The sequence below is a fragment of the Pseudoroseicyclus sp. H15 genome (assembly GCF_054353345.1).
Genome location: NZ_JBTHJE010000006.1, coordinates 1 through 26,170 on the forward strand (window position 1 = coordinate 1; position 26,170 = coordinate 26,170).

A 26,170-nucleotide genomic window follows, 5' to 3' on the forward strand; every position below is an offset into this window, starting at 1 on the left:
CCATTCCGGATCGGAGATCGCGAGAGCGAGCTGATGCTGTCCGCTGGCATCACGGTCGATGCGAGCGAGGCGCTGGTGGCGTCGGTCGTGGCCGGAGGCGGCATAGGGATGCTCTCGACCTTCGTCGCGGCGCCGTTCGTGAAACGAGGGGAGTTGGCGCCGGTTCTCTCCGAGTTTGCCGTTGAGCGCAGCAACATCACGGCTCTCTGGCCCGAGAGCCGGCGAGCCAACCCGGCCGTGCGCGCTTTTCTTGCCATGTTGCAGGGCTTGCCTGCCGGAGAACCGCCGTCTGGATCTCGCGCTATCCGTTCGGCCCACGCGGGGCTGTAACCGTCGGGCCCGCATCCAACCTGACCCATGACCTTCGCTTGAGGCGCGGACCTGCCGGGCTTTGCGCAGTCTCGACAGACCGACGCCTGAAAACTGGTTCTCACAAGGGGGCACGCCTTTCGGCCCCCTTGTGACTGGCGGCCATTACCAGCTGTTGTAGCCTAGGTACTTCCCGGACATCTCGATCTTGACCCGGTCGCCCTTGGGGTTCTCGACCCGGGTCACGGACATGTCGAAGTCGATCGCCGACATGATGCCGTCGCCGAACTTTTCATGAACCAGCGCCTTGATCGTCGGGGCGTAGACGCCGACGACTTCGTAAAGGCAGTGCAGCGCGCGGGCGAGCGCGGCATTCATCCAGTCGCGAACGCCCGAGTCATAGCCCCGCGACGGGCGATAGGTCAGCCGGCGCTGATCGGCGCGCGAGCGGATGCGGGCAACATCGGCGCCGTAGGGCAGACGGCCGGTGAGCAGGTCGTAGACGACCGCCGCCAGCGCGTACTGATCGGACCGCCATTGGCATATCGGTGTCTCCCCTCTCGGTCAGGGTCCGCATCAGGCTGGAGGCGGCGGTGATGCCCGGCACGATCTCGACCTCGATCCCCGCCGCGCGCGCGGCCGCGACCTCTTCGGCGGCGCGTCCGAAGATCGACGGATCGCCCGACTTGAGCCGCACCACGCGCTTGCCCTCCCGCGCGGCGGCGACGATCAGGCGGTCGATATGCTCCTGCGGCCAGCCAAGGGCCCGGCCCTACTTGTTCTTGTTGTAGACGTCGAAGATCACGGCGGCGAGCAGCACGAGGCCCTTGATCACCTGCTGGTAATCGATGCCGATGCCGAGGATCGACATGCCGTTGTTCATCACCCCCATGATGAAGGCGCCCACCACGGCCCCCACGATCCGCCCGACACCGCCCGACATCGAGGCCCCGCCGATGAAGACGGCGGCGATGACGTCGAGCTCGAAGGCGTTGCCGGCCTTGGGCGTCGCCGTGTTTAGGCGGGCCGCGAAGATCAGCCCCGCCAGCGCCGCCAGCATCCCCATGTTGACGAAGGTCAGGAAGGTCAGCCGCTCGGCCTTGATGCCCGAGAGCTTGGAGGCCTTGAGGTTGCCCCCCACCGCATAGATGCGCCGGCCCAGCGTCGTGTTCTCCGTCATGAAGGCGTAGAGCACGATCAGCACGCCCATGGTGATGAGCACGTTGGGCAGTCCGCGGAACGTCGCCAGCTTCCACGCGATGAAGACGATGGCGCCGGCCACCAGCACGTTGCGCAGCGCGAAGAAGGCCATCGGCTCGATATCCATGCCGTAGCGCGCCGATTGCCGGCGGGTGCGCAGGCCGCTGAGCACCAGCGCCGCGGCGAGGACGACCCCGACGACGACGGCGAAGCCGTTGAGCCGCTCCATGCCGAGGAATGTCTTCACGAAGGGCAGGAAATCCGGGATGAACCCGGTGGAGAGCGACTGGAAGGACCGCTCGAACGGGCCGACGGACTGCCCCTCCAAGAGCCAGAGCGAGGCGCCGCGGAAGACGAGCATCCCCGCCAGCGTCACGATGAAGGAGGGGATGCGCCAGTAGGCCACCCAGTAGCCCTGCGCCGCGCCGATGGCGGCGCCGACGAGCAGGCAGGCGGGGATGGTCATCCAGACCGCCCAGTCCCAGCTGACCATCATCACCGCTGCCAGCGCCCCGACGAAGCCGACGACGGAGCCGACCGACAGGTCGATATGCCCGGCCACGATGACCAGCAGCATGCCCAGCGCCATGATGATGATGTAGCTGTTCTGCAGGAAGAGGTTGGTGATGTTCACCGGCTTCAAGAGCGTGCCGTCGGTGGCGATCTGGAAGAAGGCCATGATCGCGATGAGGGCGAAGAGCATCCCGTATTCGCGCAGGTGGCTGCCGAGGAAGGCGCCGATGCCGCTGGGATGCTCGGCGGGGCGCTCGTCGGCCACGCCGGTATTGGGTTCGCTGGTGCTCATGTCTTGCCTATTGCCCCCTCATTCATCGGCCAGGATGCGGCCCATGATCGCCTCCTGACTCGCCTCGGACGCGGCGAGCTCGCCCACGATCCGGCCCTGGTTCATCACGTAGATGCGGTCGCACATGCCGAGCAGCTCGGGCATCTCGGAGGAGATCATGACGACCCCCCTGCCCTGCGCCGCGAGGTCGTTCATGATGCCGTAGATCTCGAACTTCGCGCCCACGTCGATGCCGCGCGTCGGCTCGTCGAGGATCAGCACCTCCGGCTCGGCGAAGAGCCATTTCGACAGCACCACCTTCTGCTGGTTGCCGCCGGAGAGGTTCACCACCTTCTGGTGCACGTTGGGCGTGCGGATGTTCATCGCGCCCCGGTAGCGCTCCGCCACCTGCTGCTCCTCGCCGCTGCTGAGGACGCCGCCGTTCGAGACGCCGGCGAGGTTGGCGAGCGTGATGTTGCGCACGATGGGCTCTTCGAGGATGAGGCCCAGCTCCTTGCGGTCCTCCGTCACGTAGGCGAGCCCGGCCTGGATGGCGCGCGGCACCGTCGAGGTATCGACGGGCTGGCCCTTCATGCGGACGTCGCCGCTGATGTTGGTGCCGTAGGAGCGGCCGAAGATGCTCATCGCCAGCTCGGTGCGGCCGGCGCCCATCAGCCCGGCGATGCCGACGATCTCCCCGGCGCGGACGGTCAGGTCCGCCCCGTCGATCACCTTGCGGTCGGCCTGCTCGGGGTGCCAGACCGTCCAGTCCTTCACCTCCATCAGCGTCTCGCCGATCTTCGGCGTGCGCTGCGGGTAGCGATGCGCCATATCGCGGCCGACCATGTCGCGGATGATCCGGTCCTCGGTGAGGTCGGCGTTGGGCATCGTGCCCACCGTGGCGCCGTCGCGCAGGACGGTCACCCGGTCGGCGACCTTGCGCACCTCGTTGAGCTTGTGGCTGATGATGATGGAGGTGACGCCCTGCGCCTTCAGCTCCAGGATGAGATCGAGCAGCTTGGCGCTGTCCTGCTCCTGCAGGGCCGCCGTCGGCTCGTCGAGGATGAGCAGGCGCACGTCCTTGGCGAGCGCCTTGGCGATCTCCACCAGCTGCTGCTTGCCGACGCCGATCTTGCCGACCAGCCGCGTCGGCGGGTCGCTGAGGCCGACCTTGGCGAGCAGCTCCTCCGTGCGCCGGTAGGTGGCCGGCCAGTTCACCACGCCGCCGCGGGCCTGCTCGTTGCCGAGAAACAGGTTCTCGGCGATCGACAGGAGCGGCACCAGCGCCAGCTCCTGGTGGATGATGACGATCCCCGCCGCCTCGCTGTCGGCGATGTCGCGGAAGCGCGCCTCGGCGCCGTCGTAGAGGATCTGCCCCTCGTAGCTGCCATGCGGGTAGACCCCCGACAGCACCTTCATGAGGGTGGACTTGCCGGCGCCGTTCTCGCCCACAAGCGCGTGGACCTCGCCCTCCTCGACGGTGAAACTCACCTCGTCGAGCGCGCGGACCCCCGGAAATGTCTTGGTGATCGCCTGCATCTCCAGCAGTGCGGCCATGTGCGTGCCCCCCTGTCGCGCGGCGGGGCCCCGGCTCGGGGGCCCCGCCATTGGCTCACTGCAGCTGGTCTTCGGTGTAGTAGCCGGACCCGAGGAGCACGTCCTCGTAGTTCGAGCTGTCCACCGACACCGGCTCGAGCAGGTAGGACGGCACGACCATCACGCCGTTGTCGTAGGTCTCGGTGTCGTTGATCTCCGGCTCGCCGCCTTCCAGCAGCGCCTGCACCATGCCGACGGTGACCCGCGCCAGCTCGCGCGTATCCTTGAAGACGGTGGAGTACTGCTCCCCGGCCTGCATCGACTTCACGGAGGGGATCTCGGCGTCCTGCCCGGTGACGATCGGCATGGGCATGTCGCCCGAGCCGTAGCCCACGCCCTTGAGCGAGGAGAGGATGCCGATGGACAGCCCGTCGTAGGGCGACAGCACGCCGTGGACCTGCTGGTCGCCGTAGTTGGCGGAGAGCAGGTTATCCATGCGCGACTGCGCCACCGCGCCGTCCCAGCGCAGCGTGCCGACGACGTCCATCCCCGACTGGCCGGAGACAACGTTGACGCTGCCGTCGTCGATGAGCGGCTGCAGCACGCTCATGGCGCCGTCGTAGAAGAAGTAGGCGTTGTTGTCGTCCGGGCTGCCGCCGAAGAGCTCGACGTTCCACGGCTCGACATCGGGGAAGCGCTCCTCGAGGCCGGCGACGAGGCTTTCCGCCTGCTGCACGCCGACCTGGAAGTTGTCGAAGGTGGCGTAGTAGTTGACGTTGGCGCTGTCGCGGATCAGCCGGTCATAGGCGATGACCGGGATGCCGCTGGCGGCGGCGTTTTCCAGCGCGTTCGACAGCGTGGTGCCGTCGATGGCGGCGATCACCAGCGCGTCGACGCCCTGGGTGATCATGTTCTCGACCTGCGCGAGCTGCGTCGGGATGTCGTCCTCGGCATATTGCAGGATCGTGTCGTATCCGGCTTCCTCGAATTGCTCGACCATCGAGTTGCCGTCGGAAATCCAGCGGGACGAGGATTGCGTGGGCATCGCGATTCCGATGGTGCCCATGTCCTGCGCGAAGGCTGGAACGGCGGCGAGGGTGGCGGTGGCCAGGCTCATGGCCAGGGCCGCACGGCGGGTCAGTCTCACGTGATCGTCCTCCTTAGACGTGTCGGCGCACGGGGCGGCGCCGTTCCTCCCTTGTCCGACACGGGGGGTCATGACCCTCTGCCGGAGGCATGATCGACCCTTGCGAGCCGACTGCCCGAGATAAGTAATATAGTATGCCTTTTATCGCGCAAGCCTGATTGAATGGGCGCGGCAAAGCAGCCAGCGTCTTCCAGCTGGAAGCGGATCTGTTGCACAAAGCTGTTGAGGGATTCATTTCGCGAATCCAGCGGGGTAGCTGGGATGCACGAGCAGGCTCACATCCCCGAGCTAAACGACCAAGAACTGGCCGGCATACCCGTCACGGAGCCGCGGGATAAGTCCGTTCGGGAAGAGAGGAGCTCTGGCGAGCACCCGAATAAAGCAACAGAGCCTCGGCGGGAGATACGTGCGCAGGACGGAATGGCTTGATGGGCCATGATCGCAACCCGCTCAGCTTCCCTGTTTGAAGCTGAGCGGCCTGGCTCCTTCGCCACCCCGGCGCGGGCGGCTCACATCAGCATCGTCTCGTGGAACATCGCTTCGAAGCGCGGCGCATCCACCCCCATCGCCACCTCGCAGTTGGCGCGCTCCAGCCCCATCGGCCTGCGGTCGGGGATGGCCTGGCCGCGCGTGAGGGCGCCGGAGAGCTCGATGTCGATGCGCAGGCGCTCGCGGGTCAGAAGGGCCGGCGCGTGGCAGGCGGCGACGGCGAGCGGGTCGTGCAGGGGGCAGCCTTTGATGCCGGGGTGCATCTGCTCGTAGGAGCGCACGTAGAACTCGGTGATCTCCATCAGCACCCGCCCCGCCTCGGTGCCGTTGGCGCGGATATCGTCCATCATGTCGCGCGACATCAGCGTCGTCATCGTGGCGTCCATGCCGACGAGCGTGATCGGCGCGCCCGATTGCATGAGGATGTGGGCGGCCTCGGGGTCGTTGTGGAAGTTCGCATCCACCATCGGGCGGGCCACGCCGTGGATGCCGGGATGGGCGAGGGTCGAGCCCATGACCACGATCTCCTTGACCAGGCCCGCGATCTCGGGCGCCTTGGCGAGGGCGAGGCCGATGTTCGTCATCGGGCCAACGGGGCAGAGCGCGATCTCGCCGGGGCTTTCCTTCACCATGCGGATGATGAAATCGGCGGCGTGCTCGCCTGTCGCCTTGGCGGCCGGCTCCGGCAGCTCGATGTCGCCGAGACCGTTGGACCCGTGCACGTAATCGGCCTCGCGCGTGTAGGGCCAGAGGAGCGAGCGGGCCGCGCCCATGGCGACGGGCAGCTCGGGGCGGCCGGCAAGCTCGAGGATGCGCAGCGTGTTGACCGTGGCGATATCGACATCGGTATTGCCGAAGACGCAGGTGAAGCCGACCGGCTCCAGCTCGGGGTGGCGGAGCGCGTAGTAGATGGCGAGCGCGTCGTCGATGCCGGTGTCGACATCCAGCAGGATCTTCTGGGGCATGGGTCTTCTTCTTGAACGGGGGTCTAGACGGGGGCCATCCGGCGGCGGCGGCCCCGCAGGGCGCCGATGACGAGGGCGACGAGGGTGATCACGTAAGGCACCGCGTCGGTCAGCTGGTTGGGCAGGCCCTGCGCCTGAAGCTGCACCGAGAAGGTATCGGCGATGGCGAAGAGCAGGCAGACGGCGGCGGCCCAGATCGGGTTGTCGCGCGCCAGCATGACTGCGACGACGGCGATCCAGCCGCGCCCGGCGCTCATGCCCTCGGCGAAGATGCCCACCGTGCCGATGGAGAGCTGCGCCCCGGCCAGCCCGCAGAGCGCGCCGGCGGCGATCACCGTCCAGCGCCGGGTGCGGCCGACGTCGATGCCGAGCGTGGTGGCGGCCTCGGGGTTCTGCCCGATGCCGCGCATCCGAAGGCCAAGGGGCGTGCGGAAGAGCACGATGGCCACGACGATGACGAGCAGCCACGACAGATAGGTGATCGGCGTCTGCCGCGAGAAGATCCAGCCGAGCCAGGGCACCGTGTTGATCGCGGGGATGACGATGCGGTCGACCTCGGCGATCGCGGGGTCGGAGAAGACCCCCGCCTGCCCGAAGATCTGGCGGAGCAGATAGGCAGTGAGGCCCGAGGCGAGCAGGTTCATCCCGATGCACAGCACGATGCTGTCGCCGCGAAACCGCGTGACGCCATAGGCGAGGATCGTCGAGAACAGCATCGTCGCCAGCACACCGCAGAGGACGCCGCCAAGGGCGGAGCCGGTGAAATAGCTGCCGACGATAGCGAAGAAGGCGCCGATGAGGATCTTGCCCTCCAGCGCGATGTTGAAGACGGCGACCCGCCCGCAGAGCACGCCCGCGAGCGCGGCGAGCAGGATGGGGGTCATGCCGCCGATGGTGGCGTTGACCGTGTAGGCGTTGAGCATGTTCATGGCCGGTCCTTCGGCCCCCGGCCGCCTCCCACCCCGTAGCGCAGCGAGACGAAGAGGATGATGATCGCCTGCAGCACCATCGACAGCACGCGCGGCACCTGTATCTCGCGCTGCATGGCGAAGCCGCCGGTCTGCAGCGCAGCGAAGAAGAAGCCCGCGAGCACGGCCCGCGCCGGGTTGCCGCCGGCCAGCAGCGCCGCCATCAGCCCCGACCACGTGTAGCTCGGCGAGACCAGCGCGCCGTTCTGGAAGCGGTGATGCACCTCCAGCACCACGATGGCGCCGACGAGCCCGGCGATGGCGCCGCTGGCGAACATCGCGCCCAGCGCCTGCCGCTCGGTGCGCACGCCGCCGTATTCGGCGAAGCGCCGGTTGAGGCCGCGCATCCGCAGCTCGTAGCCGGGCACGGTGCGCCGGTCGACATAGATGACGGCGGCGACGACGATGGTCATCAGGACGAGGCCCATCGTCACCGGCCCGAAGAGCTCCGGCAGTTCCGCCCCCGGCGGCACCGGGCGCGTCTGGGTGAGGCCGGTGGAGGTATCGCGGAGGGGAAAGCCCGTCGCCCACGAGGTGAGGCCGATGGCGGGGTAGCTGAGGAGCAGCGAGGAGATCAGCATCGGGATGCCGAGCCGCGTCTCTCCCAGCGCCGCGAGGGCCGCCCAGAGGCCCGCGGCGAGCATGGCGGCGAGTATGGCGATGGTGGCGAGCAGGAACCCGGGCAGCGGCAGCGCGTCGGCGAGGTAGACGGGCACCACGGCGGCGACGAAGCCGCCGATGACGATCTGCCCGTCGCCCCCGAGGTTCACCATGCCGCCCCGCAGCGGGATGGCGGCGGCGAGCGACATGCCGACGAGCGGGATCGCCCAGCTCAAGGTATTGGGCCAGTTGCGGGGGGCGAAGGCGCCCTCGACGATCTCGCGGTAGGCGACGAGGGGATTGTCGCCCGATATCAGCAGCATCAGCGCCCCAATGACGAGGCCGGAGAGGATGGCGAGCGGCACGGGGCCGGGGCGGAGGAACTTCAGGCGCTCCATCACGCGGCCTCGCTGGTGCGGCCGGCCATGAGCAGGCCGAGCTGCGCTTCCGTCGCCTCGCTGGCCGGCAGCTCGGCAAGGATACGGCCCTCGTACATCACGAGAATGCGGTCGGAGAGGCCGAGGATCTCGGACATCTCGGCAGAGACGAGCAGCACGGCGCGCCCGGCATCGCGCTCGGCCACGATGCGGGCGTGAATGGCCTCGATGGCGCCCACGTCGACACCGCGCGTGGGCTGCTCGGCGATGAGCAGCGGCGCCTCGTGATCGAGCTCGCGGGCGATGACGACCTTCTGCAGGTTGCCGCCCGAGAGAGTGCCGACCTTCGCCCGCTCGGAGGAGATGCGGATGTCGTTCTGCGCGATCAGGCGGCGTGCCCGCTCGGAAATGGCGGGAAGGTTGAGGAGCCCGCCGCGCGCCAGCGCCGCGTCGCCCTGCCGGCCCATCAGCAGCGTCTCGGCGGCGGTCGCGCCGGCGGCGGTACCGGTGGCGGCGCGGTCCTCGGGGATATAGGCGAGACCCGCCTCGCGGCGCTCGGCCACGCGGAGGGAGGCGATGTCCCTGCCCTTCAGCGTGACCCGGCCCGAGGCGGGGCGCAGGCCCGCGATGGCCTCGATCAGCTCGCTCTGCCCGTTGCCCGCCACCCCGGCGATGCCGACGATCTCGCCGGCCCGCACGGTGAGGGAGACATCGGCGACGGCGGGCTTCGGCCCCTGCCCCACCGTGAGGCCCGCCACCTCCAGCACCGTCTCGCCGGGCGTCGCCGGGCCCTTGGCCACGTCGAGGCTGACGGAGCGGCCGGTCATGGCGGTGATGATGGCCTCGGGCGTGCTCTCCTTCGTCGCCATCCGCTCGGTCACCCGGCCTTGCCGCAGGACGGTGACGGTGTCGGTGATCTCCATCACCTCGTGCAGCTTGTGGGTGACGAAGAGGATCGTGCGACCGTCGTCGCGCAGTGCGCGGATCACGGCAAAGAGCCCGTCGCGCTCCTGCGGGGTGAGCACGGCCGTCGGCTCGTCGAGAATGAGGATCTGCGCGTCGCGGTAGAGCGCCTTGAGGATTTCGACCCGCTGGCGGATGCCGACGGAGAGATCGCGCACCCGCTGTGTCACGTCAACCTTGAGGTCATAGCGCTCGGCGAGCCCAGCGACGGATGCGATGGCCCGGCGCCGATCGAGAAAGCCGCGGGGGGCCGGCTCGGCGCCCATCACGATGTTCTCCCAGACCGTCAGCTCCTCGAAGAGCTGGAACGCCTGGTGGACCATGCCGAGCCCGTGGCCGATGGCATCGAGGGCGGAGGTGAAATGCACCTGCCGCCCCGCGATGAGGATTTCGCCGTCATCCGGCTGGAGGAGCCCGTAGAGCATCGACATCAGGGTGGATTTCCCCGCGCCGTTCTCTCCCATCACGGCATGGACCTCGCCCTTCTTCACGCGCAGGTCCACGCCCTCGTTGGCGGTGACCGGGCCGAAGCGCTTGGTCACGCCGATGGTTTCGAGCTCCCATTGCATTCCGGCTTACTCGGCCATCTGCATCGGGTCGGCGACCTCCAGCTCGCCCGCGACGATCTGGTCGCGGAGCGCGGCGACCTGCTCGATCACCTCGGGGTAGTCGGCGATGAGGCACTCGCTGTCCTCGACGCCGGGCTTGAGGCTGGTGAGCGTCATGCCCTCGTCGGCAAGGCCCAGCGCCACGACGGCGGGCTGGGTGCCCTCGATGATGCCGCGCACGCCCATCTCGACCACGATGTCGGTGTTCTTCTCGACGTTGTCCATCACCACGCCCGGCGCCTGCAGGCACTGGTTGATGTCCACCCCGAAGCCCGCCGCGCCGGGGAAATCCTCCAGCGCGCGGAAGACGCCGCCATTGGTGCCCGAGGCCGCCGTCAGGATGCGGTCGGCGCCGCCCGAGGCCATGATCGTGGCCCGCTGCTGGCCGCGCGCCGGGTCGGCGAAGGGGTTGTCGCCGCCGATCCAGAGCGTCGGCGCCACCTCGATCTCGGGCATGACATGCTCGGCGCCGGCGATGAAGGCGTCGGTGTAGCGGTGGATGAATGGGATATCGAGCGCGCCGATGGCGCCGATCGTGCCCGTCTCGGAGGTCAGCGCCGCCACGGCGCCGGCGAGGAAGGCCGTCTCGTATTCGCGGAAGACCGAGCAATGCACGTTCTCGGGCGCATCGGGCGTGCAGCTGTCGACCTGCAGGAACTGCGTTTCGGGGTAGTCACGCGCCACGTCGGCGAGGATCTCGTCGAACTCGAAGGTGATGGCGACGACGATGTCGGCTTCCTGCGCGGCGGCCTCGAGGTTCTGCAGCTTCACCGTGGGGTCGGAGCTTTCGAAGATCTTCGCCTCGAGCCCCATCTCCTCGGCGATGCGCATCGTGCCGTCGGCGCCGAGCTGCAGGAAGTCGTTGATGCCCACCGGGTTGGGCGAGACGTAGATGATCGACTGGTACTCCTGCGCGGCGAGGGGCGCGGAGAGGGCGAGGAGGGAGGCGGCAGCGAGGGGGAATTTCATCAGGGGTATCCTTGTCGAGTGAGCCTTGGGGAGGGGTCAGTAGGGCGTGTCGCCGGCATCGGCGTTGATGGCCTGCCCGCGCACGAGCATGGCGTCGTCCGTCAGCAGGAAGGAGATGACGGCGGCCACCTCGGCGGGCGCGATGTGGCGGCCGAGTTGGGGCATGGTCATCTGCGAGAAGACGGCCTCGGGGTCCTCCCCTGTGACCTTGCTGTAATCCTCCGCCACCTGCCGCAGCATGGGCGTCGCGACTCCGCCGGGGCAGACGCAATTGACGTTGATGTCATGCGGCGCCAGCCGGGCGGCGAGGATGCGCGTCCACGAGATGACGGCGGCCTTGGAGCTGGAATAGGCGAGGCTGTCGAGATGGCCCTTCTTGCCCGCCTCGGAGGCAAGGGTGACGATGGCGCCGGGCTTGCCGGCGTCGATCATCATCTTGGCGGCGGCGACGGCCATGTCGTAGGCGCCGAAGACGTTGACCCTGTATTGCAGCTCCCAATCCTCGCGCGGGATCTCCAGCGGGTCGGTATGGCGCACGATGGCGGCGCAGTTCACGAGGCCGTCGAGGGGGCCGAGCTTGGCGGCCACCTCGGCCATGGCCGTCGCGATCGCGTCGGGATCGGCCACGTCGCAGGCGACGGCTTGCGCGCCGATCTCCTCGGCGGTGCCGGTCAGGCGGTCGGAGGGCAGGTCGGCGATCATGACGCTGGCTCCCTCGGCGACCAGTCTCTCGGCCACGGCGCGCCCGATGCCGCTGGCGCCGCCGGTGACCAGCAGGGCCCGGCCTGAGTGACGCTGGGGAACGGGGGCGGCCCGCTCCGCCAGTCGGTGGTCGGATCGGAGTGTCTTGTATTCGCCCATGAATTCGTCCTGCAGCAGATCTGTCCGTCGGTGGTAGACGCCACGCCTACAGCCGCGCGCGGTCAAGGCGAGGCGGGGGCGCGGGCCGGCGGTTTGAGTGCCAAAGAGGCGAAATCGGGCGATTAGGCTGACTTTTAGGCAGTGTGAATCCGCGGTTGCCGGGATGCTCGGTTCAGGGACTCTCGGAAGGCCAGCCGCGCCGTCGCGAAGGGCCGACTCTGCCGAGGCCAGCACTTCCGAGCCTCCCCTGCCGTCGCCCGCTACATATCGGGTTCGGGCACGGGCACGGGCACGGAGGAGAGGCTGGTGGCGGGGGCCGGTGATCCGGCCTAGGCTGATCTAGACGCCTAGAAGAGCGGTTTCTCTGTTCCTTTACTTAGGGAATCTCTCTGTAAGTCATTGTTATTTTATGCCTTTCCGCACGCCAACTTCGCGCGCAATTCGCCGGTGCAAAAACCGCGCCGAGGCCATCAGCGATTTGAGACTTGGAGGAGGATCGGGGGGCCTAGACGGCCGCAGATCCGGTCTCTTAATTGGCTACGCGCCGCAAGAGCCCCGAAATCTGGGAAGATTTCAGCCATAAAGCGGCAGATCACAAACTGTGCGGGGCAGGTGGCGGAGGAGGTGGGATTCGAACCCACGGTACGCTCTCACGCACGCCGGTTTTCAAGACCGGTGCATTCAACCGCTCTGCCACTCCTCCGGCGGGGCTGCTTATCGCGCTCCGCCCCGCCCGCTGCAAGTCGCAAGCGTCAGCGGAAACAGGCAGGCGGCGCGTGGGTGGCCTTTCATTGCGCAGGCGGCGCCGCTATGCTCTGCGCCAAAGGCCGGGCCGTCCGCAGCGGGCGGGCCGGGTAAGAGGGGCGAGCAGGCCCGCCAGATCGCATAGGCCGGCAGCATGGCCGCCGGCAGAGCCGGCCAAGCGGGGCGCGACGATCCTCGCGGGCAGGCTGGCGACAGGGCCAAGGCAGGCAGGGCGGAACGACGTGAGGGGATCGATGACAGGCATGGCCGAACGCCGCAGGGTGTGGCTGGCGCTGGCCATGATGGCCGGGCTTGCGGGATGCGAAGAGGGTCTGCAGATGCCGGCCTTCCTGACCTCGCAGGAGGGCGCCGCTGCAGCCCCCGCCGCGGGCGGCACCACAGAGCTTGTCGACATCGATGTCGAGGCGCCAGAGGTTTTTCAGGTCACCGAAGAAGGCCTCTGGGACGGCCGGCCGAGCCTCGGCGGCGTCTGGGTGGCCCATCCTGACGTGAGCGATCCCGAGCGGGTCATCATCCGGAATACCGAAAACGGCCAGTTCGTCATCGGGGCCCTGTTCCGCCGCGAACGCGAGAGTGTCGGGCCGGCGCTGCAGGTCTCTTCCGATGCCGCCGATGCGCTTGGCATGCTCGCCGGCGCGCCGGCGATGCTGAACGTCACCGCTCTGCGGCGCGAGGCGGCCTCTGAGCCCGCGCCCACCGATGCGACGGCGCCCGAGGCGCTGCTCGACGAGGCCGAGGGCGAGATCACCACCGCCGAGCTCGATGGCGCGCTGGCGGCCCCTGCCCCGGCGCCCGCCGCCGCCGTGCCTTCCCCCATGGCCGCGCCCGCGGCGAGCTCCAGCCTCGACCGGCCCTATATCCAGATCGGCATCTTCTCGGTCGAGGCGAATGCCGGCAACGCTGCCACCGCGATGCGCTCGAACGGGCTGGAGGCGCGGGTCGTCGAGCAATCGAGCCAGGGCACGACTTTCTGGCGGGTCATCGTCGGCCCCGCGGCCAGCGAGAGCGAGCGCGCCGCCGATCTCGAAACGGTGAAGGGGCTCGGCTTTACCGACGCCTATTTCACCCGCAATTGACGCCCGGGCCGCGGGGCGCCCGACGCCCCGCCCCCTGCAGGCCGACATGGCCGCGACTTGAGAGGGAAGATGCGATGAGACGCCCGATAGCCGCTGCAATCACCTTTGGCCGCCGGATGCGCCCGGCCCGCTTGCTGCGCGGGACGCTGGCCGGTGGCCTGGCCGCCACGCTCGGCCTCAGCGCCGCGCCGGCGCTGGCCCAGGCGTTCGACACGCCGGCCCGCGCCGCCTGGGTCTATGACCAGACCTCCGAGACGGTGCTGCTGTCGAAGGATGCCGACACGCCGATCCCGCCGGCTTCGATGTCGAAGCTGATGACGCTCTATCTCGCCTTCGAAGCCATCGGCGCCGGGCGCCTGTCGGTCACCGAAGAGCTGCTCGTGTCGGAGCATTGCTCGGCCTACGACGGCTCGTCGATGTTCCTGCGCTCCGGCGAGCGCGCCAAGGTGGAAGACCTGCTTCGCGGCGTGATCGTCCTTTCCGGCAACGACGCCTCCTGCGTGCTGGCCGAAGCGCTCAGCCCCGATGGGTCAGAGGCCGGTTTCGCGCGGATGATGACAGAGCGGGCGCCCGATCTTGGCATGACCGGCTCAACCTTCGCCAATTCCAACGGCTGGCCTGCCGTGGGCCACCGGATGACGGCGCATGACCTTGGCCGCCTTGCCGACCATATCATCCGCGACTTTCCCACCTTCTACCCGCTCTTCGCCGAGCAGGAATTCCTGTTCGACGGGCGCGTCCCCTCCAACAGCCAGAACCGCAACCCGATCCTCGGGCTGGGCATCGGGGCCGACGGGTTGAAGACCGGCCATACCTCCGAGGCGGGCTACGGGCTTGTCGGCTCTGCCAAGCAGGGCGACCGGCGCATCATCTTCGTGATCACCGGGCTCGACACGCAGGAGCAGCGCCGGGAAGAGGCTGAGCGCATCACCAACTGGGCCTTCCGGCAATTCTCCGAAGCGTCGCTGGCCGAGGCCGGCACCCGCATCGCCGCCGCCAGCGTCTGGATGGGCGCGCAGTCCGAAGTCGGGCTGGTGCTGGAGGACGATCTGACCCTGCTGATGCCGGTGACCGGCGGCGGCGAGGCCGAGATCGAGGCGATCTGGCAGCAGCCGGTCGAGGCGCCGATCACCGAGGGCCAGGTCTTGGGCGAGCTGGTCGTCACCCGCGAGGGCCTGAGCGAGGTGCGCCTGCCGCTGGTGGCCGAGCGCGCCGTGGCGCGCGGCGGCTTCGGCGAGCGGCTGCGCATCGCGGGGCTCGTGCTGCTCAACCGCTTCGCCCCGCAGGCGGCGGCGGAGCTGGAGCCGGCCTTCGGCAATGGCGCCTCTCTCGAGGTGCCGTACAGCGACGAGACAGCTGCCGCCGCGCCTGCCCCGGCCGACGGCGCCTGAGGGCCATGGCAGCCGGCACGCGCGCCCCGGGGCGCTTCTTCACCTTCGAGGGCATCGACGGCTCGGGCAAATCCACCCAGGCGCGGCGTCTGGCTGCCGCGCTGGCAGCCGAGGGCCACGAGCCGGTGCTGACGCGCGAGCCGGGCGGCGCGCCGGGCGCCGAGGCGATCCGAGAGCTGGTGCTGACCGGTGCGCAGGATCGCTGGTCACCCGAGACCGAGATCCTGCTCTTCACCGCCGCCCGCCGCGACCATCTGGAGCGGCTGATCCGCCCTTCGCTGGAGGAGGGCAAACTGGTGATCTGCGACCGCTTCGCCGATTCCACCCGCGTCTATCAGGGGCTGACGCGCGGAGACCTTATCGCCAAGGTCGACGCCCTCCACGATCTGATGATCGGGATCGAGCCGCATGTGACCTTCCTTCTAGACGCCGACCCCGCCACCTCGCTGGCCCGCGGCCTGAAGCGCGGCGGCGAGCTGCGCTTCGAGGGGTTCGGTCTCGAGATGCAGGAGCGGGCGCGGGCGGGCTTCCTGGCCCTCGCCGATGCTGCGCCAGAGCGCTTTCGGGTGATCGACGCGAACCGGCCCGAAGAGGCGATCGCGGCGGATGTGCTCAGCGCGGCGAAGGCGGCTCTGGCGATGGCGGGCTGAAGCCCGCCCTACGAGGCGCTCCCCGCCTTTCCCACCGCCCGGTTTCCCCATACGCTCCCCCACGCGCCCCGCCCTGCCGAAAGCCGCCCATGCCCGACCCCGCCGATCTGCCAGACCCGACCCAGGTGGAGGGCGCCGCCCACCCCCGTGAGGCGACGGCTCTGCACGGCCATGCCGAGGCCGAGGCGGCGGTCGCCGGGGCCATCGCCTCTGGCCGGCTGCATTCCGGCTGGCTGATCACGGGGGCGGAGGGCATCGGCAAGGCCACCTTCGCCTACCGGATGGCGGGCACCCTGCTCTCCGGCGAGACGCCCAAGGCAGGCCTTTTCGGCGAGGACCCTGCCCTCGGCCTGCCCGCTGACCACCCCGATGCCCGCCTGATCCGCGCCGCTGCCCACCCGCGGCTTGCCGTCGTCAAGCGCGGCCCGAACGACAAGGGCGACCGGCTGTCGGCCGAGATCCGCGCGCAGGACGTGCGCAAGCTCAAGAGCTTCTTCCACCTCTCCAGCACCGATGGCGGGCGCCGGGTGGTGATCGTCGATGCGGCCGACGACATGAACGTCACCGCCGCCAATGCCGTGCTGAAGGAGCTGGAGGAGCCGCCGGCCCGCACCACCCTGCTGCTGATCTCGCACCAGCCCGCCCGCCTTCTGCCCACCATCCGCTCGCGCTGCCGCATGCTGCGGCTGGAGCCGCTCGGCGCCGAGGATCTGGCCGCCGTCCTCGCCGAACAGGGCGTCACCACCGATGCGCCCGAGGCCCTGGCGGTGCTTGCAGGCGGCTCGGCTGGCCGGGCCGTGCGCCTTGTCGCCGACGATGGCCTGCAGCTCTATGCCGAGATCGTGCGCCTGTTCGAGGGCATACCCGGTTTCGACCGCGCCGCCGCCATCGCCTTCGCCGAGAAGGTCGGCGCGCGCGGGGCCGAGGGGCGCTTCGAGCTGGCGCTCGGCCTGATCGACCTGTTCCTCGCCCGCGCCGCCCGCGCCGGCCTGGTCGGCGAGCCCGAAACGCAGGGCGCACCGGGCGAGGCGAGGCTGCTCGCCCGCCTGTCGCCGCATGACCGGGCGGCGCGCGGATGGGCCGACCTCGGCCAGCATCTGAGCGCCCGCGTCCGCGCCGCGCGGGCGGTCAACCTTGACCCTCCCTCGCTGATCCTCGATATGCTTTTCAGGATCGAAGAGGCGGCGCGCGCCGCGGCCTGAAACTCACGCTCCAGCCATCGGATCTTCATGCTCGTCGACGCTCATTGCCATCTCGACTTTCCCGATTTCGAGGGTGAGGTCGAAGACCTCCTCGCGCGGGCACGGGATGCCGGCGTGGGCAAACTCGTGACGATCTGTACCCGGCTCGACCGTGAACCCGCCGTGCGCGCCATCGCCGAGGCGAATGACACCGTCTATTACGCCGCCGGCACCCACCCGATGAGTGCCCATGAGGTGCCGCTGGTCAGCGTGGACGAGCTGGTCGAGCTGGCCCGCCACCCCAAGTTCGTCGGCATCGGCGAGACGGGGCTCGATTATCACTACACCGCCGAGAGCGCCGAGGTGCAGAAGACCTCGCTGCGCATCCATATCGAGGCCGCGCAGGAAACCCAGCTGCCGCTCATCATCCATGCTCGCGACGCCGATAGCGACATGGCCGCGATCCTGGAAGAGGGCTTTGCCCGCGCCCCCTACCCCTTGATGATGCATTGCTTCTCCTCCAGCCCCGAGCTGGCGGAGCGGGCGCTGGCGATCGGCGGCTATCTCTCGATGTCGGGCATCGCGGCCTTCCCGCGCAGCAAGGATCTGCGCGAGATTTTCGCCAAGGCGCCGCTTGAGCGCATCCTGGTAGAAACCGACAGCCCCTATCTCGCCCCGCCGCCCCATCGCGGCAAGCGCAATGAGCCGGCCTTCGTGGCCGAGACCGCTAAGGTGGGCGCCGAGGTCTTCGGCCTGAGCCCCGAAGATTTCGCCGCGCAGACGACCGAGAACTTCCACCGCATCTTCGCGAAAGCCGCCTGATGGCGCGGCTGACGGTACGCATCCTCGGTTGCGGCTCGTCCGGCGGGGTGCCGCGGCTCGGTGGCCATTGGGGCGATTGCGACCCCGAAAACCCCAAGAACACCCGCAGCCGCTGCTCGATCCTGCTGACGCGCGAGGATGAGGGCGGCGTAACCCGCGTGCTGATCGACACCTCGCCCGACATGCGGGCGCAGCTGCTGGCTGCCGGCGTGGGCGCGCTGGATGCGGTGGTCTACACTCACCCGCATGCCGACCATGTGCATGGCATCGACGATCTGCGCATGATCGTCTTCAACACCCGGCGGCGCATGCAGGTCTGGGCCGACGGGCAGACCTCCGACATGCTGCTCGAGCGCTTCTCCTATGTCTTCGCGACGCCCGAGGGCTCGTCCTATCCGCCAATCTGCGATCTGAACCTGATCGAGGCGCCCTTCACGGTGAGTGGCGCGGGCGGGACCCTCAGCTTCGAGCCGCTGCGCGTGCAGCACGGCGACATCACCGCTCTTGGCTTCCGCATCGGTGGGCTGGTCTATCTGCCGGATGTGAACGGCATCCCCGAGCGCGTCTGGCCGCGCCTCTCAGGCCTCGACTGCCTGATCGTCGATGCCCTCCGCCGCAAGCCCCACCCCAGCCATGCCCATCTGGAGCAAACGCTGGAATGGATCGCGCGCGCCAAACCTCAGAGAGCGGTGCTGACCAACATGCATGTCGATCTCGACCATGCGGCGCTGGAGGCGGAGACGCCCGACCATATCTCGGCCGCCTATGACGGGTTGGAGCTGGAGCTGGACGCCGGCCCATGATGACCTCGCTGCCGGTCATCCTGCCGGTCTTCATCGTGCTGGCGTTCGGATGGGTGGCACGTTGGCGCGGGTTTCTGAACGACGACCATATCGACGGGCTGATGCGCTTCGCTCAGGGCTTCGCCATCCCCTGCCTGCTGTTCCGCGGCATCTCCACGCTCGACCTTTCGGCGCATTTCGAAGCGCCGATGCTGATCGCCTTCTATGCCGGCGCGCTCACCAGCTTCGCGCTGGGGCTGCTCGGCGCGCGGCTGATCTTCAAGCGGAACTGGGAAGACGCGGTGGCCATCGGCTTCGTCGCGCTCTTCTCCAACTCGCTGCTCCTCGGCCTGCCGATCACCGAGCGCGCCTATGGCCCCGATGCGCTGCAGGCAAACCTCGCCATCATCTCGATCCACGCGCCCTCGCTCTATGCCATCGGCATCACGGCGATGGAGCTGGCCAAGGCGCGGGGCGAGAGCCTGGCGCGGCTGCCAGCGAAGGTTCTGCGCGCGATGTTCCGCAATGCGCTGGTGGTGGGCATTCTTCTGGGGCTGGCCGTGAACCTCTCGGGCCTGACGCTGCCGACGATCCTCGCCGACGCGCTCGACCTGATGGTGCGTGCAGCGTTGCCGGCGGCTTTGTTCGGGCTTGGCGGGGTGCTGTTCCGCTACCGGCCCGAGGGCGACATGCGGACGATCCTCTATGTCTCGGCCCTGTCGCTGATCGTGCATCCGGCGGTAACCTTCGGGCTGGGCCGCTGGTTCGGGCTGGATGTCGAGGCCTACCGCTCGGCAGTGGTGACGGCGGCGATGGCACCGGGGGTGAACGCCTATCTCTTCGCGAACATGTATGGTGCCGCGCGGAGGGTGGCGGCCTCGTCGGTGCTGATCGCGACTGGTCTGTCGATCTTCACCGCATCGGCCTGGTTGCAACTGTTGCCGTAGGCGGCAAGACCGCCCGCCTCAGGCAGCAACCTCGCACGCCGGCCCATGGGGTGGCGCCCCTCTCTACCCGCTACAGCGCCTTATGCCGGCCACGCCCCTACCAGCGGAGAGCTCGGCACCGCCTTCACCAAAGCGCCAGCCCGCCGGGACGGGCCGGCGCTCGCGCGTCGGCCTGAAGGCCTTCATTCCGCGCCCGGCAAAGAGCGGTGACGTTGGGGGCAGGACGGACAGGCTACATACCCACCCGTCCCCTCAATCTCAGCCCGGGCTTAGCCCGCGCAGGCGCTCCGACCGGCGCCGCAGGATCTCCAGCGTGGCCAGCAGCAGCACCGAGATCGTGATCAGCACCGTCGCCGCCGCCAGGATCGTCGGCGAGATCTGCTCGCGCAGGCCCGTGAACATCTGCCATGGCAGCGTCTTCTGGCTGGCGGAGCCGACGAACAGCACCACGACCACCTCGTCGAACGAGGTGATGAAGGCGAAGAGACCACCCGAGATCACGCCGGGCAGGATCAGCGGCATCTGCACCTTGAAGAAGGTCGTCACCGGATTGGCGCCCAGATTGGCCGAAGCCCGCGTCAGCGAATTGTCGAAGCCTACCAGCGTCGCCGTCACCGTGATGATGACGAAGGGAATGCCGAGCGCGGCGTGGGCCAGAACGACGCCTACATAGGTGCCCTGCAGGCCGATGCGCGAATAGAAGAAGTACATGCCGGCGGCCGAGATGATCAGCGGCACGATCATCGGCGAGATCAGCATCGCCATGATCGCCCGGCGGAACGGCACATGCGGCTGGCTGAGGCCGATGGCCGCCAGCGTGCCCAGCGACACCGACAGCAGCGTCGCCGCCGGGGCGATCTTCAGCGAGTTCCAGAGCGGGCCCTGCCAGTTCGGGTTCGTGAAGAAGTCCTGGTAGTGCTTCAGCGAATAGCCTTCGGGGTCGAGGCGCAGCATCTCCGGCGTGAAGGTGAAGAAGTTCTCCGCATTGAAAGACAGCGGCACGATCACCATGATCGGCGCGATCAGGAAGAAGAACACCAGCCCGCAGATGACACGAAAGCCGTAGTGCCAGACCCTCTGGCCCGTGGAGGCATAGGGGGGAATAGCGCTCATGTCCGTCCTCCATTGAGAAGCTGAAATTGCGTGTGATCCATCATGGCACTCATCCCAGCTTCACATTGTCGATGCCGACCAGCCGGTCGTAGACCCAGTACAGCGCCAGCACGACGACCAGCAGGATGGTCCCCAGCGCCGCGGCCAGGCCCCAGTTCAGCGAGGTCGAGATGTGGTAGGCGATCCGGTTCGAGATGAAGACACCTTTGGTGCCACCCACGATTTCCGGCGTGATGTAGTAGCCGATCGACATGATGAAGACGAGGATCGAGCCCGCGCCAATGCCCGGCACAGAGAGCGGGAACCACACGCGCCAGAAGGCTGTCCAGTCCTTCGCGCCAAGGCTGCGCGCGGCGCGCATGTAGCTGGGCGGGATGGTCTTCATCACCGAATATAGCGGCAGGATCATGAAGGGCAGCAGGATATGCGTCATGGCGATGATCGTGCCGGTGGCATTGTTGATCAGCGCCAATCGGTTGGCATCCGAGACGATGCCTATCCAGACCAGCACGTCATTGATAACCCCCTGGTTCTGCAACAGCACCTTCCAGGCCGAGGTTCGCACCAAAAGCGATGTCCAGAACGGCAGCAGCACGAGGATCATCAGAAGGTTCGCGTGCCTCGCCGGCAGCGTGGCCAGCAGGAACGAGACCGGATAGGCCAGCAGGATGCAGGAGAAGGTGATGACGAGGCTCATCCAGAGCGTCCGCACGAACAGCGTCATGTAGACACGCTGGCTTTCGGGGCGCATCTCGACACCGTCGCCGGTGTCCTGCAGGTCCACGGCGTTCAGGAAATAGCCCTCGGTATAGCGCGGGCTGTAGGCCAGAATGGTCGACCAGACTTCGGGGTCGGCCCAATCCTCGTCTTCCTCGATGAAGAGCTCGCGGATCGAGACGGTCTCGAAGCCGGACACATCCACCTGCGGGAAAGGCGCGGGCGGCGTCGCGCCAGCCGCGAGGTCGCGATAGAGCGCGGTGTAGACGACGTCTGCGGGGTCTTCCTCTGCCGGGACGTCCTCATCCACGGTCACCGTGATGTCGGCCCAAGTGTCGTAGGCATCGGCCGTCAGGGGCAGGGCGTCGCGGATCGCGCTGTCGTCCATCCACGAGGCCCAGGCGGCCGGGTCTTCGAAGGCGGCATCGGCCTCTTCGAACTGGTCGGTATAGATGTCGGTGTCGAAGCGCCCCACAGAGCGGCCGGTGCCGCGGAAGAGCGAGGACAGGCCCGACATCTCGTAGTTGAGGCGGCTGCCGAGGCGCGTGTGTTCTTTGCGTTCTTCGGCGGCCCAAAGGTCTGTGTAGAATTGCGCGAAGGTCTCCTCGGTGGGGACCCCGTCTTCAAGCGGGTCGTTGCTCAGCGCCACCACAGTGCGCGGCAGCGTATCGGCAACGATATCGTTCTGAACCGAGCGGAAGAGCATATCCACGATCGGTGCGGCGAAGCTGACGATGATGAACACCAGCAGCGGCGCAATCAGCATCAGCGCCCTCAGCTTCTCGCGGCGGAGCGCACGGGACAGGCTCACCTTCAGCGGCTTGCCGTCAGCGGCCAGCATCGGGCCGTCACTCTCCCGGTCGGTCACCTCGCCCCCTGGCACGGCTGCGACGGGGGTTTGAGGGCTTTCAGGGCGCCCGGATGCCGTCTGGTCGCTCATAATCTCTCCCGTTTCGGCGGTGGCGGGCGGGGCCGAGGGGCTCCGCCCGCCGCTTTGCTAGGTCAGGTCACGGCCGGATGGCCGCGAAGCCTCGCTTATTGCGCGAGCCAGGCCTGGAACTTGGCGTCGATGTCGTCGCGGTAGTCAGCCCACCAGGTGTAGGCGTAGACGAAGGAGTTCGACGCGTTCTCCGGGTTGGTCGGCATGTGCGGCGCCATCTCGATGCCGAGATCGGCGTGCGTGCTGACCAGCGGCGCCGAAGAGGCACGGGCCGGACCGTAGGAGATGTACTGGGCCTGATCGGCCAGACGCTGCGTATCCGTAGCGAAGTACAGGAAGTCCTTCACGCGGGCGAGCGTGGCGTCGTCGAGACCCTCGGGGATGATCCAGCCGTCGAGGTCATACATCTGGGCGTCCCAGAGCATGGCGACGGGCTGGTCCTGCTCTTCGATCAGGCTGAACAGACGACCGTTGTAGGTCGAGCCGATCACCACTTCGCCGTCGGCGAGAAGCTGCGGCGTGTCGGCGCCGGCCGTCCACCAGACGACATCGTCCTTGATGGTGTCGAGCTTGGCGAAGGCGCGCTCCTGGCCTTCATCGGTCTCGAGCATGTCGTAGACGTCTTCCATCGCGACACCGTCGCAATAGAGGGCCCATTCCATGTTGCCGATCGGGCGCTGCTCGAGGCTGCGCTGGCCGGGGAACGTTTCGGTATCGAACACGTCGCAGATTTCGGTCGGCACTTCGCCGCCCCATTCTTCCACGTCGGTGCGGTAGCCGAAGGTCGTCGAGTAGGCGATCTGCGGAATGAAGCAATCGCTCACCAGCATGTCGCCGAAGTCATCCTCGGGCGAGGAGCCATCGTCGCCGGGGGCCAGGACTTCGTCGAAGTCCACTTCCATCGCCAGGCCTTCGTCGCACAGACGCATGGCGTCGGCGGCGGTCACGTCGACCAGGTCCCAGGTGATGTTGCCGGCTTCGTCCATGGCGCGCAGGTTGGCCACGGCCTCGCCCGAGCGCTCGTCCCAGGTCACGTCCACTTCGGGATGCATCTCGAGATAGGGCTCGACGTAAGCGCGGAGCTGGCTTTCCTGGTAGGCACCGCCCCAGCTGACGATCGTCATCTCGTTGGACATCTCTTGCGCCACGGCGGTCGTGCCAAGAGCGGCAACGGCGGTGGCGGACATCATAAGCATCTTTTTCATCGGTAAATCTCCCTGTATTTCAGGTTCCGGCCTCGGGGTATGTCTGTTGAGGGCGCCGCCGGGGGGCACCCTCACCCTGTCCGGCGCTCAGGCTTCGAGCGCTCGGCAATCTTCCGGCATCCACCCGATCTCGATCTGCTGGCCGGGTTTGAGCCGGGGCTGATCGGGGGCGTTGCGGGTTTTCATAACGAAGTCTTCGTGGCCGGCGACGCGCAGGCGGGTGCGATAGATGTCACCCATGTAGATGAACTCCAGCACCTCGGCCTTGAGGGTAAAGGCACCCTCCTGCAGGCGGTCCATGTTCATCTCGACCCGCTCAGGGCGGATCGATACGCGGGTACGCTCCCCGACTTCACTCACATTCACCGGCTTGGCGAGGATCAGCTCGCCGCTCTCCAGACGCACCTTGCAGGTATCGCCCTGGATCTCCTCGACCTTGCCGAGCAGCGTGTTGTTCTCGCCGATGAACTGGGCGACGAAGGTATTCTCGGGCTCTTCATAGAGCTTGTCTGGCGGGGCCAGCTGCTGGATGCGGCCATCGTCGAACACGGCGACGCGGTCAGACATCGTCAGCGCCTCCGTCTGGTCGTGCGTGACGTAGACGGTGGTGATGCCAAGCTGGTGCGCCAGGCGCGTGATCTCGAACTGCATGTGCTCGCGCAGCTGCTTATCGAGCGCGCCGAGGGGTTCGTCCATCAGCACGAGTTCGGGCTCGAACACCAGCGCGCGGGCCAGCGCGATGCGCTGCTGCTGACCGCCGGAAAGCTGGCCGGGCCGGCGGCCGCCGAACTCGCCCATCTGCACCATGTCGAGCGCGCGCTTGACCTTGGCCTCGCGGTCGCTCTTGCCGATCTTGCGCACTTCGAGCGGGAACGAGAGGTTCTCGGCCACGCTCATATGCGGGAAGAGGGCGTAATTCTGGAAGACCATGCCGATGCCGCGCTTGTGCGGCGGGATGTTGTTGATCGACTGGCCGTCGAGTTTGATCTCGCCGTGGGTGGCGGTCTCGAAGCCGGCCAGCATCATCAGGCAGGTCGTCTTGCCCGAGCCCGACGGGCCGAGCATGGTGAGAAACTCTCCACGCGGCATCGACAGGTTGAGGTCTTTGACCACAAGCGTGTCGCCGTCGTAGCTCTTCTGCACACGCTCAAAAGCTACAAATGCGTCTGCGCTTCCTGTTCCGTCCAAGGCGATCTCCCCGTGTTATCCGTTGAGAAGGCCGAGCGAACCCAGCCCTGCCGCTTTCCGCAGCAATTGCCCATAACATTCCAAAGCGCTTCGAGTATTGCAACCGGGTCACCCGGAGAAATGCCGAAGAAGCGGGCCAAAGCCCTTGGAACAGGCAGGATTCGGGGGGTGCTTACGCTAAGTCAGACGAAGAGCAGCTGCGCCAAAGCCGTGTCGATATCGTCGTAGCCATAGAGCGTCAGACGATTGCCGTCGCCGAAGTTGAAGCTGACGAAATCGCCGGCCTGATCGGTGCCTTCGTAGCTGCCGAGCGGCGTCAGTTTCACGCGCACGGTCTCGTGCCCGGCCCAAAGGTCGGTGATCGCCATGTCGCCGCCTTTATAGAAGAATTCGTCGATCCCGCCCTGCCCCGAGACGGTGGATTTGCCGTAGAGCGAGGTGAAACTGTCGTCTTCCCCGCCGCCCACGGCGACCAGCCCATCGGCGGCGCGGATGATGAAGGTGTCCTCGCCGCGGCCGCCCTGAACGCGCGAATAACCGCCGCTCTTCACCTCGAACCAGTCGTCGCCGCCGTTGCCGTAAACGTTCGAAGCGCCGTTTGTTCGTAAAATAAAGGTATCGGCGCCGGAATTGCCCTGAACGCGGCTGTCAAGCCCCCCATCCAGGAAGATTCGGTCGTCTCCATAGCCGCCGTAGACGTCGGCCTTGTCGCTGACGAAGATGGTGTCGTCGCCATTGCCACCCATCATGGATTCGCCGTTGCGCATGATGTCGTCGCCATCGTTGCCGAACATCTTGTCGCGCCCGGAGCCGCCGTCGATGCTGTCGTCGCCGTTGGTGCCCTTCATGAAGTCGTTGCCGCCACCGCCATAGAGCGTATCGGCATTCAGGCCGCCATAGATCCGGTCATCGCCGCGGTCGCCGTACAGGATGTCGCCACCGGCATTGCCGCTGATCTTGTCGTTGCCGTTACCGCCGTAGATCACGTCGTTGCCATCGCCGCCGCCGAGCGTGTCGTTGCCGTCAGCCCCGTAGATCGTGTCTTTCTGGGCGGCGCCGTTGATATCGTCAGAGCCCGAGCCGCCGAACAGCATGTCGCGCCCGTCACCACCGCGGATGACGTTCTTGCCGGCATCGACGCCGATCCAGTCGTCGCCATCGTCACCGAAGAAGGTGTTGTTCCCTTCGGTACCGTAGTCCTGCAGCCAGTCGTTGCCGCCGCCGAGATGCACGTAATCGGAGCCGCCGGCATCGAATACGGAATCGTCGTTGTAGCCGGCGTCGACCAGGTCATCGCCCGGCCCCATGTAGATCTTGTCGTTGCCGGCGCCGCCGAAGAGCGTGTCGCCCTGCCCGTCGTCGATCGCGTCGGTATCGGTATAGGCGTTGTTGCCGACGATGGTGTCGTTGCCGTCGTCGCCGCTCAGCCGGTCAGAGCCGCCGCCGCCATAGACGGTATCGTCGCCGCCCAGCATGTCGATGACGTCGTCGCCGGGTGTGCCGTTGATGCTGTCGTCGCCCTCGGTGGGCGTGGCGGAAATGCCGGCATAGGCCGGGCCCGCGAGGGCGCCCACCAGGGCGGGATCGACGAGGATGGACGACTTGCGCATGGTCATG

Annotated in this window: 23 protein-coding genes, 1 tRNA gene and 1 pseudogene; 8 read left to right on the top strand and 17 right to left on the bottom strand. The window is 67.6% G+C overall.

Annotated elements, in window-relative coordinates; all coding sequences use genetic code 11:
* The coding region (locus ACXN5S_RS13925; RefSeq protein WP_458606063.1) for a LysR substrate-binding domain-containing protein at positions 1–330 on the top strand (330 nt) is incomplete at its 5' end.
* 144 nt (positions 331–474) lie between these two features.
* On the opposite strand, the gene ACXN5S_RS13930 is transcribed toward ACXN5S_RS13925, so the two are convergent.
* The 12 genes from ACXN5S_RS13930 to ACXN5S_RS13985 all read right to left on the bottom strand — a co-directional run bounded on the left by ACXN5S_RS13930 (position 475) and on the right by ACXN5S_RS13985 (position 12,479).
* Positions 475–687 (bottom strand): cyanase, encoded by a 213-nt coding sequence (locus tag ACXN5S_RS13930; RefSeq protein WP_458606064.1) that lies wholly within the window; start codon positions 685–687, stop codon positions 475–477.
* A 19-nt stretch (positions 688–706) separates the two neighbouring features.
* The gene (locus tag ACXN5S_RS13935; RefSeq protein ID WP_458606539.1) at positions 707–1,051 is read right to left on the bottom strand and encodes an SAM-dependent methyltransferase; all 345 of its coding nucleotides are present in this window, start codon (positions 1,049–1,051) and stop codon (positions 707–709) included.
* Between the two features lie 30 nt (positions 1,052–1,081).
* The gene (gene mmsB / locus ACXN5S_RS13940) at positions 1,082–2,314 is read right to left on the bottom strand and encodes a multiple monosaccharide ABC transporter permease (protein WP_458606065.1); all 1,233 of its coding nucleotides are present in this window, start codon (positions 2,312–2,314) and stop codon (positions 1,082–1,084) included.
* An 18-nt stretch (positions 2,315–2,332) separates the two neighbouring features.
* Positions 2,333–3,850 carry a multiple monosaccharide ABC transporter ATP-binding protein gene (mmsA, locus tag ACXN5S_RS13945; protein ID WP_458606066.1) on the bottom strand — a complete coding sequence of 506 codons (1,518 nt, stop codon included), beginning with the start codon at positions 3,848–3,850 and terminating at the stop codon, positions 2,333–2,335.
* A gap of 55 nt (positions 3,851–3,905) precedes the next feature.
* Positions 3,906–4,946, bottom strand: a complete 1,041-nt coding sequence (gene chvE / locus ACXN5S_RS13950) for a multiple monosaccharide ABC transporter substrate-binding protein (protein ID WP_458606540.1) — start codon at positions 4,944–4,946, stop codon at positions 3,906–3,908.
* A gap of 539 nt (positions 4,947–5,485) precedes the next feature.
* A complete protein-coding gene (locus ACXN5S_RS13955) occupies positions 5,486–6,430 on the bottom strand; it encodes a nucleoside hydrolase (RefSeq protein WP_458606067.1) in 945 nt (314 codons plus the stop codon).
* Between the two features lie 23 nt (positions 6,431–6,453).
* Positions 6,454–7,359: an ABC transporter permease gene (locus ACXN5S_RS13960; protein ID WP_458606068.1), complete on the bottom strand. Its 906-nt coding sequence runs from the start codon at positions 7,357–7,359 to the stop codon at positions 6,454–6,456.
* Positions 7,356–8,396, bottom strand: a complete 1,041-nt coding sequence (locus tag ACXN5S_RS13965; RefSeq protein WP_458606069.1) for an ABC transporter permease — start codon at positions 8,394–8,396, stop codon at positions 7,356–7,358. The genes ACXN5S_RS13960 and ACXN5S_RS13965 overlap by 4 nt, the downstream gene beginning before the upstream one ends.
* Positions 8,396–9,907 carry an ABC transporter ATP-binding protein gene (locus ACXN5S_RS13970; protein ID WP_458606070.1) on the bottom strand — a complete coding sequence of 504 codons (1,512 nt, stop codon included), beginning with the start codon at positions 9,905–9,907 and terminating at the stop codon, positions 8,396–8,398. Before ACXN5S_RS13970 ends, ACXN5S_RS13965 begins: the two co-directional genes overlap by 1 nt.
* Before the next feature lie 6 nt (positions 9,908–9,913).
* Positions 9,914–10,915, bottom strand: a complete 1,002-nt coding sequence (locus ACXN5S_RS13975) for a BMP family ABC transporter substrate-binding protein (RefSeq protein ID WP_458606071.1) — start codon at positions 10,913–10,915, stop codon at positions 9,914–9,916.
* A gap of 36 nt (positions 10,916–10,951) precedes the next feature.
* Positions 10,952–11,776 (bottom strand): SDR family NAD(P)-dependent oxidoreductase, encoded by an 825-nt coding sequence (locus tag ACXN5S_RS13980; protein WP_458606072.1) that lies wholly within the window; start codon positions 11,774–11,776, stop codon positions 10,952–10,954.
* Between the two features lie 613 nt (positions 11,777–12,389).
* Positions 12,390–12,479: transfer RNA gene (locus ACXN5S_RS13985), tRNA-Ser, on the bottom strand.
* A 304-nt stretch (positions 12,480–12,783) separates the two neighbouring features.
* On the opposite strand from ACXN5S_RS13985, the gene ACXN5S_RS13990 reads away from it, so the two are divergent.
* The 7 genes from ACXN5S_RS13990 to ACXN5S_RS14020 all read left to right on the top strand — a co-directional run bounded on the left by ACXN5S_RS13990 (position 12,784) and on the right by ACXN5S_RS14020 (position 19,390).
* Positions 12,784–13,617 carry an SPOR domain-containing protein gene (locus tag ACXN5S_RS13990; protein WP_458606073.1) on the top strand — a complete coding sequence of 278 codons (834 nt, stop codon included), beginning with the start codon at positions 12,784–12,786 and terminating at the stop codon, positions 13,615–13,617.
* A gap of 116 nt (positions 13,618–13,733) precedes the next feature.
* A complete protein-coding gene (locus ACXN5S_RS13995) occupies positions 13,734–15,008 on the top strand; it encodes a D-alanyl-D-alanine carboxypeptidase family protein (RefSeq protein ID WP_458606541.1) in 1,275 nt (424 codons plus the stop codon).
* Positions 15,009–15,013: 5 nt separating this feature from the next.
* Positions 15,014–15,658 (top strand): dTMP kinase, encoded by a 645-nt coding sequence (gene tmk, locus ACXN5S_RS14000; RefSeq protein ID WP_458606075.1) that lies wholly within the window; start codon positions 15,014–15,016, stop codon positions 15,656–15,658.
* Between the two features lie 89 nt (positions 15,659–15,747).
* Positions 15,748–16,860, top strand: coding sequence for a DNA polymerase III subunit delta' (locus ACXN5S_RS14005; RefSeq protein ID WP_458606076.1), 1,113 nt, complete (start codon positions 15,748–15,750; stop codon positions 16,858–16,860).
* 27 nt (positions 16,861–16,887) lie between these two features.
* A complete protein-coding gene (locus ACXN5S_RS14010; protein ID WP_458606077.1) occupies positions 16,888–17,661 on the top strand; it encodes a TatD family hydrolase in 774 nt (257 codons plus the stop codon).
* Positions 17,661–18,464, top strand: a complete 804-nt coding sequence (locus ACXN5S_RS14015) for an MBL fold metallo-hydrolase (RefSeq protein WP_458606078.1) — start codon at positions 17,661–17,663, stop codon at positions 18,462–18,464. The genes ACXN5S_RS14010 and ACXN5S_RS14015 overlap by 1 nt, the downstream gene beginning before the upstream one ends.
* Positions 18,461–19,390 (top strand): AEC family transporter, encoded by a 930-nt coding sequence (locus ACXN5S_RS14020; protein ID WP_458606079.1) that lies wholly within the window; start codon positions 18,461–18,463, stop codon positions 19,388–19,390. Before ACXN5S_RS14015 ends, ACXN5S_RS14020 begins: the two co-directional genes overlap by 4 nt.
* 258 nt (positions 19,391–19,648) lie before the next feature.
* Here ACXN5S_RS14020 and ACXN5S_RS14025 read toward each other — a convergent pair.
* The 5 genes and pseudogenes from ACXN5S_RS14025 to ACXN5S_RS14045 form a co-directional block, all read right to left on the bottom strand.
* Positions 19,649–20,473 (bottom strand): annotated as a pseudogene (locus tag ACXN5S_RS14025) (ABC transporter permease); the annotation flags it as partial.
* Positions 20,474–20,552: 79 nt separating this feature from the next.
* Positions 20,553–22,061: an ABC transporter permease gene (locus ACXN5S_RS14030; protein ID WP_458606542.1), complete on the bottom strand. Its 1,509-nt coding sequence runs from the start codon at positions 22,059–22,061 to the stop codon at positions 20,553–20,555.
* Between the two features lie 194 nt (positions 22,062–22,255).
* On the bottom strand, positions 22,256–23,356 hold the full coding sequence (locus ACXN5S_RS14035; protein ID WP_458606543.1) for an extracellular solute-binding protein: 1,101 nt from the start codon (positions 23,354–23,356) through the stop codon (positions 22,256–22,258).
* A gap of 96 nt (positions 23,357–23,452) precedes the next feature.
* Positions 23,453–24,553 (bottom strand): ABC transporter ATP-binding protein, encoded by a 1,101-nt coding sequence (locus ACXN5S_RS14040; RefSeq protein ID WP_458606080.1) that lies wholly within the window; start codon positions 24,551–24,553, stop codon positions 23,453–23,455.
* Between the two features lie 182 nt (positions 24,554–24,735).
* Entirely contained in the window at positions 24,736–26,169 is a 1,434-nt protein-coding gene (locus ACXN5S_RS14045; protein WP_458606081.1) for a calcium-binding protein, read from the bottom strand.
* Position 26,170 lies beyond the last annotated feature (1 nt).

Excerpts from the sequence above, each read along its gene's own strand:
- ACXN5S_RS13995 (WP_458606541.1), top strand. The coding sequence starts at position 13,734 with ATGCGCCCGGCCCGCTTGCTGCGCGGGACGCTGGCCGGTGGCCTGGCC.
- mmsA (WP_458606066.1), bottom strand. The coding sequence starts at position 3,850 with ATGGCCGCACTGCTGGAGATGCAGGCGATCACCAAGACATTTCCGGGG.
- ACXN5S_RS13960 (WP_458606068.1), bottom strand. The coding sequence starts at position 7,359 with ATGAACATGCTCAACGCCTACACGGTCAACGCCACCATCGGCGGCATG.
- ACXN5S_RS13930 (WP_458606064.1), bottom strand. The coding sequence starts at position 687 with ATGAATGCCGCGCTCGCCCGCGCGCTGCACTGCCTTTACGAAGTCGTC.
- tmk (WP_458606075.1), top strand. The coding sequence starts at position 15,014 with ATGGCAGCCGGCACGCGCGCCCCGGGGCGCTTCTTCACCTTCGAGGGC.
- ACXN5S_RS14035 (WP_458606543.1), bottom strand. The coding sequence starts at position 23,356 with ATGCTTATGATGTCCGCCACCGCCGTTGCCGCTCTTGGCACGACCGCC.
- mmsB (WP_458606065.1), bottom strand. The coding sequence starts at position 2,314 with ATGAGCACCAGCGAACCCAATACCGGCGTGGCCGACGAGCGCCCCGCC.
- ACXN5S_RS14015 (WP_458606078.1), top strand. The coding sequence starts at position 17,661 with ATGGCGCGGCTGACGGTACGCATCCTCGGTTGCGGCTCGTCCGGCGGG.
- ACXN5S_RS14030 (WP_458606542.1), bottom strand. The coding sequence starts at position 22,061 with ATGCTGGCCGCTGACGGCAAGCCGCTGAAGGTGAGCCTGTCCCGTGCG.
- ACXN5S_RS13970 (WP_458606070.1), bottom strand. The coding sequence starts at position 9,907 with ATGCAATGGGAGCTCGAAACCATCGGCGTGACCAAGCGCTTCGGCCCG.
- ACXN5S_RS13980 (WP_458606072.1), bottom strand. The coding sequence starts at position 11,776 with ATGGGCGAATACAAGACACTCCGATCCGACCACCGACTGGCGGAGCGG.
- ACXN5S_RS13975 (WP_458606071.1), bottom strand. The coding sequence starts at position 10,915 with ATGAAATTCCCCCTCGCTGCCGCCTCCCTCCTCGCCCTCTCCGCGCCC.
- ACXN5S_RS14020 (WP_458606079.1), top strand. The coding sequence starts at position 18,461 with ATGATGACCTCGCTGCCGGTCATCCTGCCGGTCTTCATCGTGCTGGCG.
- ACXN5S_RS14045 (WP_458606081.1), bottom strand. The coding sequence starts at position 26,169 with ATGACCATGCGCAAGTCGTCCATCCTCGTCGATCCCGCCCTGGTGGGC.
- ACXN5S_RS13965 (WP_458606069.1), bottom strand. The coding sequence starts at position 8,396 with ATGGAGCGCCTGAAGTTCCTCCGCCCCGGCCCCGTGCCGCTCGCCATC.
- ACXN5S_RS14005 (WP_458606076.1), top strand. The coding sequence starts at position 15,748 with ATGCCCGACCCCGCCGATCTGCCAGACCCGACCCAGGTGGAGGGCGCC.
- ACXN5S_RS13990 (WP_458606073.1), top strand. The coding sequence starts at position 12,784 with ATGGCCGAACGCCGCAGGGTGTGGCTGGCGCTGGCCATGATGGCCGGG.
- chvE (WP_458606540.1), bottom strand. The coding sequence starts at position 4,946 with ATGAGCCTGGCCACCGCCACCCTCGCCGCCGTTCCAGCCTTCGCGCAG.
- ACXN5S_RS13955 (WP_458606067.1), bottom strand. The coding sequence starts at position 6,430 with ATGCCCCAGAAGATCCTGCTGGATGTCGACACCGGCATCGACGACGCG.
- ACXN5S_RS14010 (WP_458606077.1), top strand. The coding sequence starts at position 16,888 with ATGCTCGTCGACGCTCATTGCCATCTCGACTTTCCCGATTTCGAGGGT.